The 15,570-nt window shown below is 71.5% G+C and carries 16 protein-coding genes; 3 read left to right on the forward strand and 13 right to left on the reverse strand.

The genetic code is table 11. The features are described 5' to 3' along the window. Positions 1-13: 13 nt before the first annotated feature. From hemC to F4560_RS30195, 6 genes are all read right to left on the reverse strand, one after another. Positions 14-967: a hydroxymethylbilane synthase gene (hemC, locus tag F4560_RS30170; RefSeq protein ID WP_184925814.1), complete on the reverse strand. Its 954-nt coding sequence runs from the start codon at positions 965-967 to the stop codon at positions 14-16. Next, positions 964-2,286, reverse strand: coding sequence for a glutamyl-tRNA reductase (locus F4560_RS30175; protein ID WP_184925817.1), 1,323 nt, complete (start codon positions 2,284-2,286; stop codon positions 964-966). Before F4560_RS30175 ends, hemC begins: the two co-directional genes overlap by 4 nt. A gap of 34 nt (positions 2,287-2,320) precedes the next feature. After that, positions 2,321-3,106, reverse strand: a complete 786-nt coding sequence (locus F4560_RS30180) for a redox-sensing transcriptional repressor Rex (protein ID WP_312869564.1) — start codon at positions 3,104-3,106, stop codon at positions 2,321-2,323. A 247-nt stretch (positions 3,107-3,353) separates the two neighbouring features. Then, complete coding sequence (locus F4560_RS30185) at positions 3,354-4,853, reverse strand: molybdopterin-dependent oxidoreductase (protein ID WP_184925820.1); 1,500 nt, start codon at positions 4,851-4,853, stop codon at positions 3,354-3,356. 137 nt (positions 4,854-4,990) lie between these two features. Next, positions 4,991-5,227, reverse strand: a complete 237-nt coding sequence (locus F4560_RS30190; RefSeq protein WP_184925823.1) for a glutaredoxin family protein — start codon at positions 5,225-5,227, stop codon at positions 4,991-4,993. Between the two features lie 5 nt (positions 5,228-5,232). Further along, on the reverse strand, positions 5,233-6,723 hold the full coding sequence (locus F4560_RS30195; protein ID WP_184925825.1) for an AMP-binding protein: 1,491 nt from the start codon (positions 6,721-6,723) through the stop codon (positions 5,233-5,235). A gap of 168 nt (positions 6,724-6,891) precedes the next feature. Between F4560_RS30195 and F4560_RS30200 the strand changes: the two genes are divergently transcribed. From F4560_RS30200 to F4560_RS30210, 3 genes are all read left to right on the forward strand, one after another. Then, positions 6,892-7,545: a sigma-70 family RNA polymerase sigma factor gene (locus tag F4560_RS30200; protein WP_184925827.1), complete on the forward strand. Its 654-nt coding sequence runs from the start codon at positions 6,892-6,894 to the stop codon at positions 7,543-7,545. A 114-nt stretch (positions 7,546-7,659) separates the two neighbouring features. Beyond that, a complete protein-coding gene (locus F4560_RS30205) occupies positions 7,660-8,802 on the forward strand; it encodes a DUF5667 domain-containing protein (RefSeq protein ID WP_184925829.1) in 1,143 nt (380 codons plus the stop codon). Between the two features lie 39 nt (positions 8,803-8,841). Further along, entirely contained in the window at positions 8,842-9,732 is an 891-nt protein-coding gene (locus F4560_RS30210) for an HAD family hydrolase (protein WP_184925831.1), read from the forward strand. Between the two features lie 138 nt (positions 9,733-9,870). Here F4560_RS30210 and F4560_RS30215 read toward each other — a convergent pair whose 3' ends face one another. The 7 genes from F4560_RS30215 to F4560_RS30245 all read right to left on the reverse strand — a co-directional run bounded on the left by F4560_RS30215 (position 9,871) and on the right by F4560_RS30245 (position 15,512). Beyond that, positions 9,871-10,905 carry a lysophospholipid acyltransferase family protein gene (locus F4560_RS30215; protein ID WP_312869565.1) on the reverse strand — a complete coding sequence of 345 codons (1,035 nt, stop codon included), beginning with the start codon at positions 10,903-10,905 and terminating at the stop codon, positions 9,871-9,873. A 6-nt stretch (positions 10,906-10,911) separates the two neighbouring features. After that, positions 10,912-11,949, reverse strand: coding sequence for an NAD-dependent epimerase/dehydratase family protein (locus tag F4560_RS30220; protein ID WP_184925833.1), 1,038 nt, complete (start codon positions 11,947-11,949; stop codon positions 10,912-10,914). 221 nt (positions 11,950-12,170) lie between these two features. Continuing rightward, complete coding sequence (locus F4560_RS30225) at positions 12,171-12,272, reverse strand: 30S ribosomal protein bS22 (protein WP_015105422.1); 102 nt, start codon at positions 12,270-12,272, stop codon at positions 12,171-12,173. Positions 12,273-12,394: 122 nt separating this feature from the next. Further along, complete coding sequence (locus F4560_RS30230) at positions 12,395-12,598, reverse strand: helix-turn-helix domain-containing protein (protein ID WP_033436603.1); 204 nt, start codon at positions 12,596-12,598, stop codon at positions 12,395-12,397. Positions 12,599-12,718: 120 nt separating this feature from the next. Next, positions 12,719-13,531: a pyrroline-5-carboxylate reductase gene (gene proC / locus F4560_RS30235; RefSeq protein ID WP_184925835.1), complete on the reverse strand. Its 813-nt coding sequence runs from the start codon at positions 13,529-13,531 to the stop codon at positions 12,719-12,721. 242 nt (positions 13,532-13,773) lie between these two features. Further along, entirely contained in the window at positions 13,774-14,580 is an 807-nt protein-coding gene (locus tag F4560_RS30240) for a thioesterase family protein (RefSeq protein WP_184925837.1), read from the reverse strand. Between the two features lie 8 nt (positions 14,581-14,588). Beyond that, entirely contained in the window at positions 14,589-15,512 is a 924-nt protein-coding gene (locus tag F4560_RS30245; RefSeq protein ID WP_184925839.1) for a proline dehydrogenase family protein, read from the reverse strand. Positions 15,513-15,570 lie beyond the last annotated feature (58 nt).

Here is a 15,570-nt window from a genome sequence, read left to right on the forward strand (position 1 = left end):
AGGGCACTCCCCATCAACTACGCCCCGCCGGCGACGCGGTGGCGTGGCCGGAGAGGTCGAGCAACTCGGCGGCCAGCGCGCGGCCGAGTTCCTCTGCTGCGGTCAAGTCACCGGTGGCGGACGCACGGAGGAGGTCTCCATCCTCCGTCGCCATGACCCCGCGCAGCGACAGTCGGAGAACGACTCGCGTCGACCCGTCCGCGTCTTCAGCGAGGTCTTCCACCACATCGGCCAGTGCGCCGACCGGCGCGCTGCAACCAGCTTCGAGCGCGGCCAACAAAGCGCGCTCGGCGGCGACAGCGGCCCTACTGGCCGAATCGTCCAGAGTGGACTGGAGGAGGTGCTCGGTGTCGACGTCGTCGACCCGGCACTCCACCGCGAGGGCGCCCTGTGCGGGCGCGGGGAGCATCTGGATGGGCTCCAGGGTTTCGGTGATCTCGGCGGTGCGGCCCAGGCGGGCCAGACCGGCACGGGCGAGGACGACGGCGTCCAGCTCACCGTCGGCCACCTTGCGGATCCGGGTGTCGACGTTGCCCCGGATGGGGACCACCTCGATGCCCAGGCCAAGTGCGTCGAGCTGCGCGGCGCGGCGCGGCGAGCCGGTGCCGACCTTGGAACCGGTCGGCAGCTCGCCCAGGGTCAGGCCGTCCCGGGCGACCAGCGCGTCGCGCGGGTCCTCACGGGGCGGCACGGCGGCCAGCGACAGGCGCGGGTCGGGGGCTGTGGGCAGGTCCTTGTACGAGTGCACGGCGACGTCGATCTCACCGTTGGCCAGCGCGTCGCGCAGCGCCGAGGTGAACACCCCGATGCCGATCTCGGCGATGGGTGCGGACGAGCGGTCGCCGGGGGTGGAGATCGTGACGATCTCCACGTCCGCGCCTGCCTCGCGCAGCGCGTCGGCCACGTGGCCGGTCTGCGCGAGCGCCAGGGCGCTGCCGCGGGTGCCGATCCTCAGGGTGCGGTTCACCGCTTCTCACCTTTGGGTTGCGTCGAATGGGGTGTGCTGACGGCGGACGGCGCCTGTGGGTCGAGCCCGAACAGCTCGCGCAGCGCCTCGGCGTAGCCGGCGCCACCGGGCGCCGCGGCCAGCTCCTTCACCCGCACCGTGGGGGCGTGCAGGAGCTTGTCCACCACCCGGCGCACGGTCTTGGTCAGCTCGTCGCGCACCGCGCCGTCCAGCTCGGGCAGCCGCGAGTCGAGCCTCAGCAGCTCGGCGTCCACGACCTCGGCGGCCCGCTTGCGCAGTGCCGTGACGGTCGGCGTGACCTCGGCCGAGCGCTGCCCGGCCAGGTAGGCGCGGACCTCCTCGGCCACGATCTCCGCCGCGCGCAGCGTGTCCTGCCCGGTCGGGGCGGCGGACAACCTGCGCTGGAGGGTCTCCAGGTCGACCACGCGGACGCCGTCGAGCAGCGTCGCGGCCTGGTCGACGTCCTTCGGCAGGCCGAGGTCGCAGACGACCAGCGGCCGGTGCGGCTCGCGTTCGCCGATCAGCTCGGCGCCGATGACCGTGCCGACCGAGCCCGTGCAGGCGAACAGCACGTCCGCCTTGGCGATCTCGTCGGCCAGGTCTTCGAGACCCGTTGACGTGGCGTCGACGCCGTCCGCGCGCAGGGCCGTGGCCAGGCGTTCGCCGTTGGCGGCGGTGCGGTTGGCGATGACGACCTCGCCGATGCCGGCCCGGCGCAGGTGCGCGGCGGCCAGGCCGCCCATCGAGCCCGCGCCGACGATCAGTGCCTTGCGCCCGTCGAGACCGCCGAGGGCGTCGGCCGCGTCGGCCAGCGCCTCGGAGACGACGGACGCGCCGGCGTGGTCGATGTCGGTGTCGGTGTGCACGCGCTTGCCGACCCGCAGCGCGCGCTGGACCAGCTCGTGCAGCGTGCGGCCGACCACGCCCGCCTCGTCGGCGGCGTTGTACGAGTTGCGCAGCTGGCCGAGGATCTGGGCCTCGCCCACCACCATCGAGTCCAGGCCGCCGGCCACCGAGAACAGGTGCTCGACCGCGGCGGCCGAGTAGTGCACGTACAGGTGTTCGAACAGCTCGGCCGGTTCGGCGCCCGCCTGGCGGGCCAGCACCTCGACGACCTCGTTCATGCCGCCGTGGAACGTCTCGACGACCGCGTACACCTCGACCCGGTTGCAGGTCGACAGGAGCATCGCCTCGGACACGCTCGGCGCCGCCAGCAGCTGGTCGAGGACCTTGCGGCGGTCGGCGTCGGCAACCGCGACGCGCTCCAGCACGGGAACCGGGGTGGTCCGGTGGGACAGCCCGACGACAAGAATGCTCATGCCGTCACCACCGATCGGCTCACTACCCGCACGATCACGGGCGAATCACCACCCCGTCCACACCGATGCCGTTGACCACGTCGCCGGCGGCCTCGTCAGCCCGTCGCGCCACGTGGAACGACAGGATCTGCATTTCGACCGCCAGGTCGACCTTGCGCACTTCGACGTAGTCCGGCACTTGGAGCACGACGGGTGCGAAGTTCAGGATGCACTGGACTCCGGCGGATACCAAACGGTCGCAGACCGCCTGAGCTGCCTGCGGCGGTGTCGCGATGACGCCGATCGACACTTCGCGTTCCGCGCAGACCGTCGTGATCTCGTCGATGTGGTTGACCGGTATGCCGCCTACCGGCACTCCCGTCAGATCCGGGTCGACGTCGAACAGCGCGGCGACCGGGAACCCTCGGCTCGGAAAACCGCCGTAATTCGCCAGCGCGTGACCAAGATTACCGATCCCGACCACCGCGACCGAGTGCTTGCGGGTGAGGCCGAGGATCCGCTCGATGTGACCGACCAGCACCTCGACGTCGTAGCCGACGCCGCGCGTGCCGTACGAGCCGATGTAGGAGAGGTCCTTGCGGAGCTTCGCCGAGTTGACCCCGGCCGCACCCGCCAGTTCCTCGCTGGAGATGGTCGTCACGCCCTGCTCGACCATGCCGGAGAGGACGCGGAGGTAGACCGCGAGCCGTGCCACCGCCGCCTCGGGAATCGCGCGTGCCCGCTCCCGGACGTCGACGGGCGCTTCCGGGCCGTTCTCCCGCGGGCGAGCCTCTCCTGGGCGGGTCACGACACCGTCACCCTCGCCCCGCTGAGCCGCCACGCTGGTACTCCTCGACATCCGTCGCACTGACCCGCCGGGCACCTTCACCAGCGGTGTGATGGACCCACCGTACCGCTTGTGAACGCTTGCACAAAGTTGATGGGCCGGACCCCTGCCTGCGGCGTCGGCTCCGGGAACGGCTTTGCGGCGCCCCATGGACATCCCCCCGGTGAAATGGGGACCGGGCCTCCCGGGTGGATACGGGGCCACGTCTCACGTTGGGGTGAATCCGGCGGGTCCGGGCGTGTCATTCGACGGTGAAGAAGACCGAGTGCCAGCCGGTCGCGCCGTCCGGCAGCGGGTCGAGGCGTGCCTGGGGCTGGGTGGAACCGGACTTGTCGGTGGCACGCGACTCGATCGTGTGACCGCCCGGCGGTAGATCGAGTTCGACCCGCCACATCCGCCAGGTCGAGTCGCTGACGTCGGCGGACAGCGTCGTGGCCCGCCACGGGCCGTTGTCGACCCGCACCTCCACCTCGGCCACGCCGGTGGGCTGGGCCCACGCCACACCCGTCGCCACGACCCGGCCGGACACCTTCGACTGGCGTCGGGGGCGGTCGATCCGGGACATCACCTTGACCGGCGCCTCCCGCGCCCACTGGCGTTCCAGCCAGTACGCCCGCCGGTCGGCGAACGTGGTCAGCTCCAGGTCGACGACCCACTTGGTGGCCGAGACGTAGCCGTACAGGCCGGGCACGACCAGCCGGGCCGGGAAGCCGTGCTCCACCGGCAGCGGCTCGCCGTTCATGCCCAGCGCGATCAGCGCGCCCCGGTCCCGCTCCAGCACCACGGCGGTCGGCGTGCCCGCCGTCCAGCCGTCCGCGCTGGTGGAGAACAGCTGGTCCGCGTCCGGGTGCACGCCGGCCTCCATCAGCACGTCGCGCAGCGGCACACCGACGAAGTTCGCGGTGGAGATGTACCGGCCGCCGACCTCGTTGGACACGCAGACCAGCGTGACCGTGCGTTCCACCAGGTCACGCCGCCGCAGGTCGTCGTAGCGGAGGGTCAACTCGCGGTCGACCATGCCGTGCACGCGCAGCACCCAGTCCTCGGCGCGCACCCTGGGCACGCTCAGCGCCGTGTCGATCCGGTAGAAGTCCTTGTTCGGGGTGATGAACGCGGGCGTGCCCTCGGCGGCGAAGTCCGCGTCCGCCGGGATGGCCGGTGCAGATGCGAAGGGCTTGAGGTCGCCGACGGCCCTCCGGGACGCCTCCACGTCCACCCGGCCGCCGATCAGCTGCCCGGTGAGACCTGCCAGGCCGGCGCCCACGGCTGTCGCGCCGGACGCGATGAGGAACGTGCGCCTGCCGTCGACGGTCGGGGTCTCCGACGCCTTGGCGTGCAGCCACCGGAAGACCACGACGCCGGCGACCAGGCTCGCGATCGGGGCGAGGACGCCAAGTTGTCCCAGGTCGGGCCGGTAGAGCACGGCTCCGACGCCGAGCAGTCCGATCACGACCGCAAGGACCGTGCCGGGCCGGGGCGAACGGCGGGACAGGAGCCCGGCGGCCGTGGCCAGGGCAACGAGGACCACCGCCATGCCGAGGAGCAGCACGAGCTTGTCGGCGGTGCCGAACGCACGAATCGCAAAGTCCTTCACGGCGCTGGGCGTGAAGTCGATCGCGGTGTTGCCGACGGCGAGGAACGGTGAGGCCGACGGCCCGACCAGCCCGGCGACGAGGTGCCCGGCGGCGAGCGCGGCGGCCACGCCGAGGAGTCCGATGAGGGCGGCGGTCCAGCGGTTCATGGCTCAATTCGACACCTGAAGAGGGCCGGTGCGCCGATTCCGTAAGCGCCCGGTAATCGCACCCGGTCGATCAGCCCCCGCCAAATCCGCACCCCGCCCGGTGCCCAGTGCTCGGCTGACCAGTGCGCGGCTGGTGTTCAGCGCAGGGCGGCGCGCAGCCGGTCCTCCTCGACCGACCAGTACCCGTGCTCCTCGCCGTCGACCAGGATCACCGGCACCCGGTCGCCGTACTCGGCGCGCAGCTCGCGGTCCGCGTCGACGTCCTGGACCTCCCACGGCACGCCCAGCTCGCCGCAGATCCGTTCCAGGTCCGCTTTGGCCTGCTCACAGGCATGGCAGTCGACCCGGCTCATCAAGGTGACGTGGTGGCTCACGCCGTTCAGGCTAGGGGTTGCCGCAGCCTCGACCGCGCCAGCTTCCCGGTGGGCGAGTGCGGCAGGGTGGTGGCGAACTCGACCACCGTCGGCACCTTGAACTTCGCCAGCCGTCCGGCGCAGTGGTCCTTCACCGCCTCCTCGGTCACCTCGGCGCCCTCGACCGGCACCACCACGACCTTGACCGTTTCGCCGGTCCGCGCGTCCGGCACGCCGACCGCCGCCGCCTCGGCCACCCCGTCCAACTCGGCCAGCACCTGCTCGACCTCGTGCGGGTAGACGTTGAAGCCGTTGACGATGATCAGGTCGTTGGCCCGGTCCACCAGGTGCAGGTCGCCGTCCTCGTCCACGTAGCCGACGTCACCGGTGCGGAACCAGCCGTCGGCGTCCGGGCCGTGCGCGCCGTCCGGCCAGTACCCGCTGAACAGGTTGTCGCCCTTGGCCGCGACCAGGCCGGTGCCGGGCTCGTCCTCGTCCTGGTCGAGCGGACGCCCGTCGGTGTCGACCAGGCGCACTTCCACGCCCGGCAGCGCACGGCCGACCGAGCCGCCCTTGGGCACGCCGCCGGCCAGCGTCGTGGTCAGCACCGGGCCGGTCTCGGTGAGGCCGTAGCCCTCGTAGACAGGCAGGCCGACCGCCTCGCGCATGGCGTCCAGCAGACCGGCCGCCAGCGGCGCGGCTCCGGAGGTGAAGAGGCGGACCGTGGCCAGGTCCTCGCGCAGCCGGTCCACCGGCCGGGCCAGGATCGCCGCGTACATCGGGGGCACGCCGACCACCGTGGTCACGCGGTGCTCGCGGATCGCGGTCAGCGCCGCGTCCGGGTCGAACCGCTCCAGCAGCACGGCCGTCGCGCCCGCGCCCGCGACCTGGAGCAGCCCCGGGCCGAGCCCGTAGACGTGGAACAGCGGCAGCGCCAGCAGCACCCGGTCGCCCGGCGTCACGGGGGCGGGTCGCAGGGACGCGCACTGCCGCACGTTCGCCAGCAGCGCCCGGTGCGACAGCATCGCGCCGCGCGGCGTGCCGGACGTGCCGGAGGTGTAGCCGAGCACCGCCAGGTCCTCACCCGAGCCGATGGCGGGGAACTCCTCGCCCGGCTCCATGGTCGGCGCGGGCAGCACCTCGACGTCCGCGCCGCCGCCGTCGCCGACGAGCAGCTTCGCGCCGCTGTCCGCGACCAGTCTTTGCAGCTCACGGGTCGGCTGGCCCGGTCCGGCGGGCACCAGGACACCACCGGCGCGCAGGACGCCGAACACCGCGACGCAGTACGCGACACCGGCCGGCAGCCGCACGACCACCCGGTCACCGGGCTCGACGCCCGCCTGCGCCAACCGGTGCGCCTCGCCGTCCACGGCCGCGTCGAACTCGGCCCAGGTGTGGGTCTCCGGTGTGCTCCGATCGCCGGAGGCCGTGACATCGACCAGTGCGACGTGCTTGGGTCCACGGTGCGCGGATGCGCGAACCAGGTCGGAGATGTTGCTTGCGGAAGTGGTCAACATGACCTCCTGGTGAACCACAGCGGATCTCCGCGCAGTCTGTCACGCGGGAGCGGCGTCACGCAGTGGCTCCGCACCCGTCTCCGATTCGACCCCACCAGCCGCTACCTACTACGGAGTAACAACACGTATGCTGCCGGCACGGCGACCCTGTGGAGGTGCCGCGAGCCGATGACCGCACGGGCACGCGAGAACTCCGTCCGAACGATCCGGACGCTGCGCTCCAGGTGGAGTGCGGGAGGGCAGTCCAGCACGATCGAGAGCGTGGAGAGCAACGCGGCGACCGAGCCGTGGAACCTGGTCCGCGCCGCTCAGGGCGGCGACACGGACGCGTTCGGCGCGCTCTACGACCGCTACGTGGACGTGGTGTACCGGTACGTGCTCTTCCGCGTCGGCGACCGCACGCTCGCGGAGGACGTGACCAGTGAGACGTTCCTGCGCGCGCTCCGCAGCATCAGGTCGATCAGCTATCAGGGCCGCGACGTGGGCGCCTGGTTCGTCACGATCGCGCGGAACATCGTCTTCGACCACGTGAAGTCCAGCCGGTACCGGTTGGAGGTCACGACGGCCGAACTGGCGGACAACCGCGAGGTCACGGACGGTCCCGAGCAGGCGGTCCTCACCGACGCCACGAACGCCGAGCTGCTCCGCTGCGTCGCCCAACTGGGCGAAGACCAGCGGGAATGCATCACCCTTCGGTTCATCCAGGGGTTGTCCGTGGCGGAGACGGCAGCCAGGATGGGCCGCAACGAGGGCGCCATCAAGGCCCTGCAGCACCGAGCGGTGCGCCGGTTGGCCCAACTGCTGCCCACCTGGCTGCGGTGATCACCGTCGCACCGCTCGTGCTCGCGTAACCCCGGGACGTCCCGGGTCGTTACTCGGGGCAGGATCCTCGGTGCGGGACTCGTCCGAGACGGTGCGGGATGGTTGGCCAGCGGGATGGTGGGCAGAGGTATCACGCCGCTATGGCGTCACAGGCAGCGCGAGCAGTTCGCCCGCGCGATCGACGCGCATCCCGATCCGGCCCGTCCCCGGCCCGATCCGACCCGATCGGGTTCCGTCGAGTCCGAGCCGTCGGCCGGTGAGTTCGCCGAAGAACTGGCCGTAGTCGCGCTGCTGCGGAAAGCCGCAGTCACGAGCGGCCCCGACGAGGCCGTCAAGGCCCGGATGCGGGCCAGGGTGCTGGGTGCGACCGCGCCGCCGCCGACCAAACTCGACCAGCCCAAGGAAGAGCTGCGACGGCCGCGCGCCGGAGCCCGTGGCCGATTAGCGGTGGCCCTCGCCGCGGCGCTGTGCCTGTTGTTGTCGCTGACCGGGATGAGCCTGTTGCTCAGCCAGGACGCGCTACCGGGTGACGCGCTGTACGGCGTCAAGCGCACCGCCGAGACGGCTTCGCTCGGCCTCACCTTCGGCGAGGAGTCGAAGGGCCACAAGCGCCTGGAGTTCGCCGCCGCGCGCGTCGTGGAGCTGGAGACGCTGGTCGACCGGTACCGCGAGCCCTCCGGCGGGCCGCTCGGCGGCTACCTGACCGCGCTGACCGACTTCGACGCCGACGCCGCGGCCGGTTCCCGCGTGCTGGCCGCGGTCGGGTCGAACTCGGATCAGCGCGCCCTCACGGAGCTGCACGATTGGGCGATCGCGCACGCCACCCGATTGGGCGAACTGCGGGCCGCGCTGCCCGTCGAGGCCGCCGATCGGGCCGGGACGTCGCTGGACCTGCTCGACCGGATCGCCCAGCGCGCGTCGGCGTTGCAGGCACGGGCGGACTGCGTGTCCGTCACGTCGGGTCAGGTCGACCAGGTCGGCCCGGTGCCGGCCGAGGACGAGTGCGTGACGCAGCCCGTGGTCCCCGGCATGTCGCCGGAGCTCCGGCCGTCCGCGCCGGACCCCACGTCCGCCGCCGCGCCCACCACGTCCGACGGTGTGCCCGGCACCGGCACGTCGAGCGGCCTGCCGAGCGTCGGAGTGTCGCCTTCGACGCCGTCCACACCGTCCGCGCCGACCGTCTCGACGAGCGGTCCGGTGCTCCCCCTGCCCACGTTGACGCTCCCGTCGCTGCCCCTGCCCGGCCTCGGCGGCTGATCGCTACCCTGTCCCCATCGGACCGCGGGAGGCGCTGACGTGGTGAAAAGGCGTGTGGTGGAGGGCTCGGCCGAGCGGGAGAGACTTGCCGAGTTGGCCGGTGAGGCTTCGGCCGCTGCCGCGCTGGCGGTGGTCGGCCCCTCTGGGAGCGCGCCCACCGACCTCACCGCGGCGGCTTTCTTCGACGTCGACAACACGATGATGATGGGCGCGTCGATCTTCCACTTCGCCCGTGGGCTCGCCGCGCGCAAGTACTTCAAGAACTCCGACCTGGCCGGGTTCGCGTGGCAGCAGCTCAAGTTCCGGGTCGGTGGGCGGGAGGACCCGCAGAGCGTCGCCGCGTCCCGTGAGCAGGCGTTGTCGTTCGTGGCCGGTCGGTCGGTGGCGGAGTTGGTCTCGCTCGGCGAGGAGATCTACGACGAGCTGATGGCGGACCGGATCTGGACCGGCACGCAGGCGTTGGCGCAGATGCACCTGGACGCCGGGCAGCGGGTGTGGCTGGTGACCGCGACGCCGGTGGAGTTGGCGCAGATCATCGCCAAGCGGCTGGGGCTGACGGGTGCGCTGGGGACGGTGTCGGAGAGCACCGACGGCATCTACACCGGGCGGCTGGTCGGGGACTTGCTGCACGGTCGGGCGAAGGCGCACGCGGTGCGCGCGTTGGCCGCGAAGGAAGGTCTCGACCTGCGGCGGTGCACGGCGTACTCGGACTCGGTGAACGACGTGCCGATGCTGTCGGTGGTCGGCACGGCGGTCGCGGTGAACCCGGACTCGGGGCTGCGGGAAACCGCCCGCAAGCGGGGCTGGGAGATCCGCGACTTCCGCACCGGCCGCAAGGCGGCGAAGATCGGCGTCCCGTCGGTCCTGGGCGCGGGCGCCCTCGCAGGCGCCGTAGCCGCCACCCTCGCCTACCGCCGCCGCGACCGCTGACCTGCTCGGCGCTGACCACAGCTCGGCACTGACCAGCTCAGCACTGGCCGGCTCGGTCAGCCAACGGCGAGGTCAGCCCAGCGGGATGTGCCAGGTCAGCCCAGCGGCGACCGTCAGGGCCCAGGGGTGCGCGCCCGGTCAGCCCAGGAAGACGTTGCGGCGCTGCGTGAGCAGCCGGTACAGGGTCTGCTGGATGGTCTCCCGCACCTGGTCCGTCAGGTTGAACACCAGCATCGGGTCATCCGCCGCGTGCTCGCCGTACACGTCCGTCCGGATCGGCTCACCGAACTCGATGTACCACTTCGACGGCAACGGGATGGCCCCCAGCGGCCCGAAAAGCGGGAAGAACGGCGTCACCGGGAAGTACGGCAGCCCCAGCAACCGGGCCAGCGGCTTGATGTCGGCGAGCTTCGGGTAGATCTCCTCCGCACCCACGATCGAGCACGGGATGATCGGCACGCCGGTGTTCAGCGCCGCCGAGACGAACCCGCCCCGCCCGAACCGCTGCAGCTTGTACCGGTCCTTGAACGGCTTCCCGATGCCCTTGAACCCCTCCGGCCACACGCCGACCAGCTCACCGGAGCTGAGCAGCCGTTCCGCATCGGGGTTGCACGCCAGCGTCTGCCCCGACTTGCGCGCCAACGCACCCAGCACCGGCGTCTTGAACACCAGGTCCGCGCCCAACATCCGCAGGTGACGGCGCTTCGGGTGGTCCGCCCGCACCGCGAACGCCGTCATCGTCGCGTCCAACGGCAGCGTGCCGGAGTGGTTGGCGACGATCAGGGCACCACCCTCGCCCGGCACGTTGTGCATGCCGATCGTCTCCACCCGGAACCACTTCTCGTACAGCGGCCGGAGCGGCGGCATCAGGACGTGGTCGGTCAGGTCGGGGTCGAAGCCGAACTCGTCCACCTCGTAGTCGCCCTGGAGGCGCCTGCGGGCGAACGTCAGCAGTTCCGCCAGGTGCCGCTCCCACGCCGCCGGCTCGGACGCCACGGATTCCTCGGACGGCTCGTCCGTGAGTTCGGCCGAGGGCTCGTCCGGGGGCTCGGGCAGCACAGCGGCCGGTCGCGCCTGGGCCACGCCGCGTCGTCGTCGGGGCGCCTCCCGGTCCGCACCGTGCAGCGGGATCACCCGTGCCTCTGCCACCGCGTCCACCTCCTCGCCGTCCACCGGCGCCTAACGGAACCTGGCGGCCACGTCGAGCACGCCACGCTCGACCGACGCCACCACCTCGGGATCGATCAGCGGACGCAGGGCGCGCCCGCTCACGTAGTCGTCGAACGCCTGCTGCGTGGTCCACCTCGGGGTGAAGCCGAACTCCCGCTTGAGCAGCGTCGTGTCCACCACCCGGCCCCAGTTGAGGAACCTCATCTGGTCCGGGGAGAAGTCCACCAGCCTGGCACTGCGGAACAACCTGCCCACGGTCGGCACCGACGCGCTCGGCACCCGCAGGTTGATCCGGCCGGCACGGCGGATGGCCTGGGACAGCATCAGCACGCCGTCACCGCCCACGTTGTACACGCCGGGCAGGTCGTGCAGCGCGGCCCGTTCCAGCACGGCCAGCGCGTCCTCGGAGTGCAACAACTGCACCCTGGCGTCGTAGCCCAGCACCGTCGGCACGACCGGCAGGGCGAAGTACCTGGTCAGCACCGTGTCGATGCGCGGGCCGATGAAGTTGGTGAACCGCAGCGCGGTGACGTCGACGTCCGGCCGGCGGCGGGCGAACCCGCGCACGTACCCCTCGACCTCCACCGCGTCCTTGGCGTACCCGCTGGACGGCAGGTCCTTCGGGCCCATGTCCTCGGTGAACACCGCCGGATCACGCGAACTCGACCCGTACACCGCGCTGGTCGACTTCACCACCAGCTTGCGCACGTGCGGCGACTTCTGGCACGCGGCCAGCAGCTGCATCGTGCCGATGACGTTCATCTCCTTCATCGCGGTCCGGCCGGTCGGACCGGCCGGGTTCGCCGTCACCGACGCGTGCACGACCGTGTCGACCTGCGCGGTGGCGATGACCTTGGCGATGAGGGGGTTGCGGATGTCGGCGCGCACGAACTCGGCGCGGCCCATGCGGCGCAGCAGGTCACGTGACGGCAGCTCGGTGTCGACGCCGAGCACCCTGCCGATGTCCGGGTTCGCGGCGAAGCGCGCGGCGAGGTGACCGCCGAGGAAACGGCTGCAACCGGTGACGAGAACGACCTTGGGCGCCATGCGACTCCCTGTGCGGGTGGTGCGACTCGTCGATGCTAGCCGGGATCCTCGATCCACCCGGGACGAGGAGCAGGGTCTTGACGCAGGTCACCAGGGCTTTACCGGTCAATCACCCGGATGGCCGCTTCGGCGGCCGGGACGCGCGGCCAGGCGCGGAACGACAACACCGCCAGCCCCACGGCCGTTCGCCGGGGGACTGGCGGTGCGAGAACCCGCAGGGGTTACTTGCCGCGCTTCCTGCGCTGGACCCGCGTCTTGCGCAGCAACTTGCGGTGCTTCTTCTTCGACATGCGCTTGCGGCGCTTCTTGATGACCGAGCCCATGCGGGTTCCTTCACTACTAGACGTTGGTGGTCTCCACGCGCCGGTGGAAACACCCGTCAAGAGGGCGCGCCGACACCAGGCACGAACGGCCTATCAGTTTACCCGCCGCTCCATACCCGGCCTCACCCGGCGTCGAAGTAGGCGTTCCGCAGGTACTCGTGCACCGCCTTCTCCGGCACTCTGAACGACTTGCCCACGCGCACCGCCGTCAGCTCACCGGAGTGAACCAGCCGGTACACCGTCATCTTCGACACACGCATCATCAGCGCGACCTCGGCGACCGTCAGGAATCTGACTTGGCCGAGCGACTTCTCCTCCGCAGGCATGGATCACCGCGTCCTTCGACACGCGTCGTGCCGTCGGCTTCCCCACCGACGGTTCGACACGCACGTGCTCCCTTGAGGGTAACGGGACACGTGGGACTGGTGCGACGGCCAATGGCGGTATCAGTCCGCCTCGTGGTCCCGTCCCAGTTCCACCGAACGGTCCCGAGCTGCTTCGATGGCCGCCAGCATGGCCGCGCGGACACCGTGCTTCTCCAGCTCGCGGATGGCCATGATGGTGGTGCCGGCGGGTGACGTGACGGCCTCGCGGAGGATGACCGGGTGCTGGTCGCCCTCGTTCAGCATGGTGGCCGCGCCGACCGCCGACTGGATGATGAGCCGGCCGGCCAGGTCGCGCGGGATGCCGAGCAGGATGCCCGCGTCGATCATGGCTTCGACCAGGTAGAAGAAGTAGGCCGGGCCGGAGCCGGACAGGGCCGTGACGGCGTCCTGCTGGCTCTCCGGGACGCGCGCCACCTGGCCGACGGTGCGCAGCAGCTCCTCGACCAGGTTCAGGTGCTCCTCGGTGGCGTACTTGCCGGCCGAGATGGCGCTCATGGCCTCGCCGACGACCATCGGGGTGTTCGGCATGACACGGACGACCGGGGTGCTGTCGGGCAGCCTGCGCTCGTACAGGGACGTCGGGAGGCCCGCGCACAGGGACACGACCAGCGTGCCCGGCTTGATCACCGGTGACAGCTCGTCCAGCAGGGGTTCGATGTCCTGCGGCTTGACCGCGACCACGAGCACGTCGGCCCGCTGCGCCGCGCCCGCGACGTCGAGGCCCTCCACGCCGTACTGCGCCGTCAACGCTGCCGCACGGTCCGGGTGCTTCTCGGTGAACAGCAGCTCGTCGGCCTTGCGCCCCCCTTGCAGGAGCCCGGACAGCAGGGCCTCACCGATCTTGCCAGCCCCCAACACGGCGATGGTCGTCATACCCCAAGCCTGCCACGCCACCGGACGTTCAGAACGCGCGAGTCGTACCTTCAGGACGCGCGAGTCGTACCTTCAGGACCACCGTGTCCTACGTTCAGGACCCCCGAATTCAACGCTCAGAACACGCGAGTCCCTCCGGTCAGGCACCAGGAGTCGCGCGTTCGGACACAGCGAGTCGACCGGTCGGGAACGTAGAGCCACGCGCTCGGACACCGGGAGCCGAGCGGTCACGCACCGCGCGGTCAGCCCGCCGGGGTCAACGCCAGCTGCCGCGCCTGGCACACCAGCCGCCCGGCGGAATCGATCACCACGGCGTCCTCGTCGAACCACTGCCCGTGCACCGCGCTGCACGACACCCGCACGCGCAGCCACCCCGGCGCCGGATGAGACCGGAGCAACGACGTCATCTGCACCGTCGGCGACCACCCGAACCGACCCAGGTTGAACGTCACCGGCATCGAGATGTCCCCGGCGATCAGCGCGAAGTACGGATCCGGCCGCTCACCCAGCGGACGCACCCACAGCCGCAGCACCAACGGGTCGCCGACCCGCCCGGTCAGGAACCCGGCGCCCTCCTGGTCCAGCCGCACGTCGCACACCGACCCGAGCTTGTACACGCCCCCCGACCCCATGGACGCGAGGTCGATCGCGTCGGCGGGCGGCGCGGCGGCCATGTCCGGCAGGTCGACGTAGTCCGGCGTGCCGTTGGGCATCCGCCCGACCGTCACCACCGCCTCCACGCAGCTCCGCCCACGCTGCTCCAGCGCCGACGTCACCACGGTCGCCGTCCGCCCCGCCTTGCGCACCTGCGTCCGCAGCAGCACCGGCCCCACCTCCGGCGCACGCAGGAACTGCGTGCTCACCGCCAACGGCGCGAGGTCGTCGGCGCCGGGCACGGCCGCCCGCGCGCTGTCCACCGCCGCACGTGACACCAGGGCCAGCAGGAACCCGCCGTGCGGCTTGGGACCGACCGTCCACTCGGCGGGCAGGGACGCGGTGTACGTGCCGTCGCCCAGGGGGCGGACCGCACTGGCTACCGAGAAGGACACAGGGCTCCTCACGAACGGCTGACCAGCGAGCGCAGGAAGAACGAGACGTTCGCCGGCCGCTCGGCCAGCCGACGCATCAGGTAGCCGTACCACTGCTCGCCGAACGGGACGTACACGCGCACGACGTGCCCCTCGGCCGCGAGGTGCAGCTGCTCGCCGGTGCGGACGCCGTACAACAGCTGGAACTCGAAGTCCTCGACCGCTTTGTCGTGCCAGCGGGCGCGTTCCCCGATGATCTCGATCAGCCGCGGGTCGTGGGTGGCGAACATCGGGTAACCGGAGCCGGCGAGCAGGACGTTCGCGCAGCGCACGTAGTTGAGGTCGACCTCGTGCGGGTCGACGTAGCTCACCGACGCGGGTTCGGCGTACGCGCCCTTGCACAGCCGGACGCGGGTGTCCGCGAGCTCGCGGCAGTCGTCCAGGGTGCGGCGCAGGTACGCCTGGAGCACCGCGCCCACCGACGGCCAGTGGCGGCGCAGTTCGGCGAGCACGCGCAGGGTGGCGTCGGTGGAGGTGTGGTCCTCCATGTCGACGGTGACCGTGGTCGCGGCCTGTTCGGCCGCCGCGCAGATGCGGGACGCGTTGTCCAGCGCCAACGTCTCGCTCACGGCCAGGCCGACGGCGGACAGCTTCACGCTGACCTCGGCGTCGGCGGCCAGGCCCACGTCGTGCAGCTGGTCCAGCAGCTCCAGGTACGCGCGCACGGTGCGTTCGGCGGTCGCGCGGTCGGTGGTGTCCTCGCCCAGGTAGTCCAGGGTGACGCGCAGGCCGTGCCGGCCGACGAGGTCGCTGGTCACGTCGATCGCGTCGGAGATCTTCTCCCCGGCCACGAACCGGCGCACGACGTCACGGCTGACCGGCGCGGTCGCGACGACCCGGCGCACCGTGTCGTTGCCCGCGGCCGCGAGGATCAACGTGCGCAACGGATTCACGATCAAGACCCTAGTCGCTGGGCCGTGCCGGAGCGGATGGGAGTTCGGGCCGGTACGG

It is taken from the genome of Saccharothrix ecbatanensis, assembly GCF_014205015.1.
Lineage (GTDB): Bacteria > Actinomycetota > Actinomycetes > Mycobacteriales > Pseudonocardiaceae > Actinosynnema > Actinosynnema ecbatanense.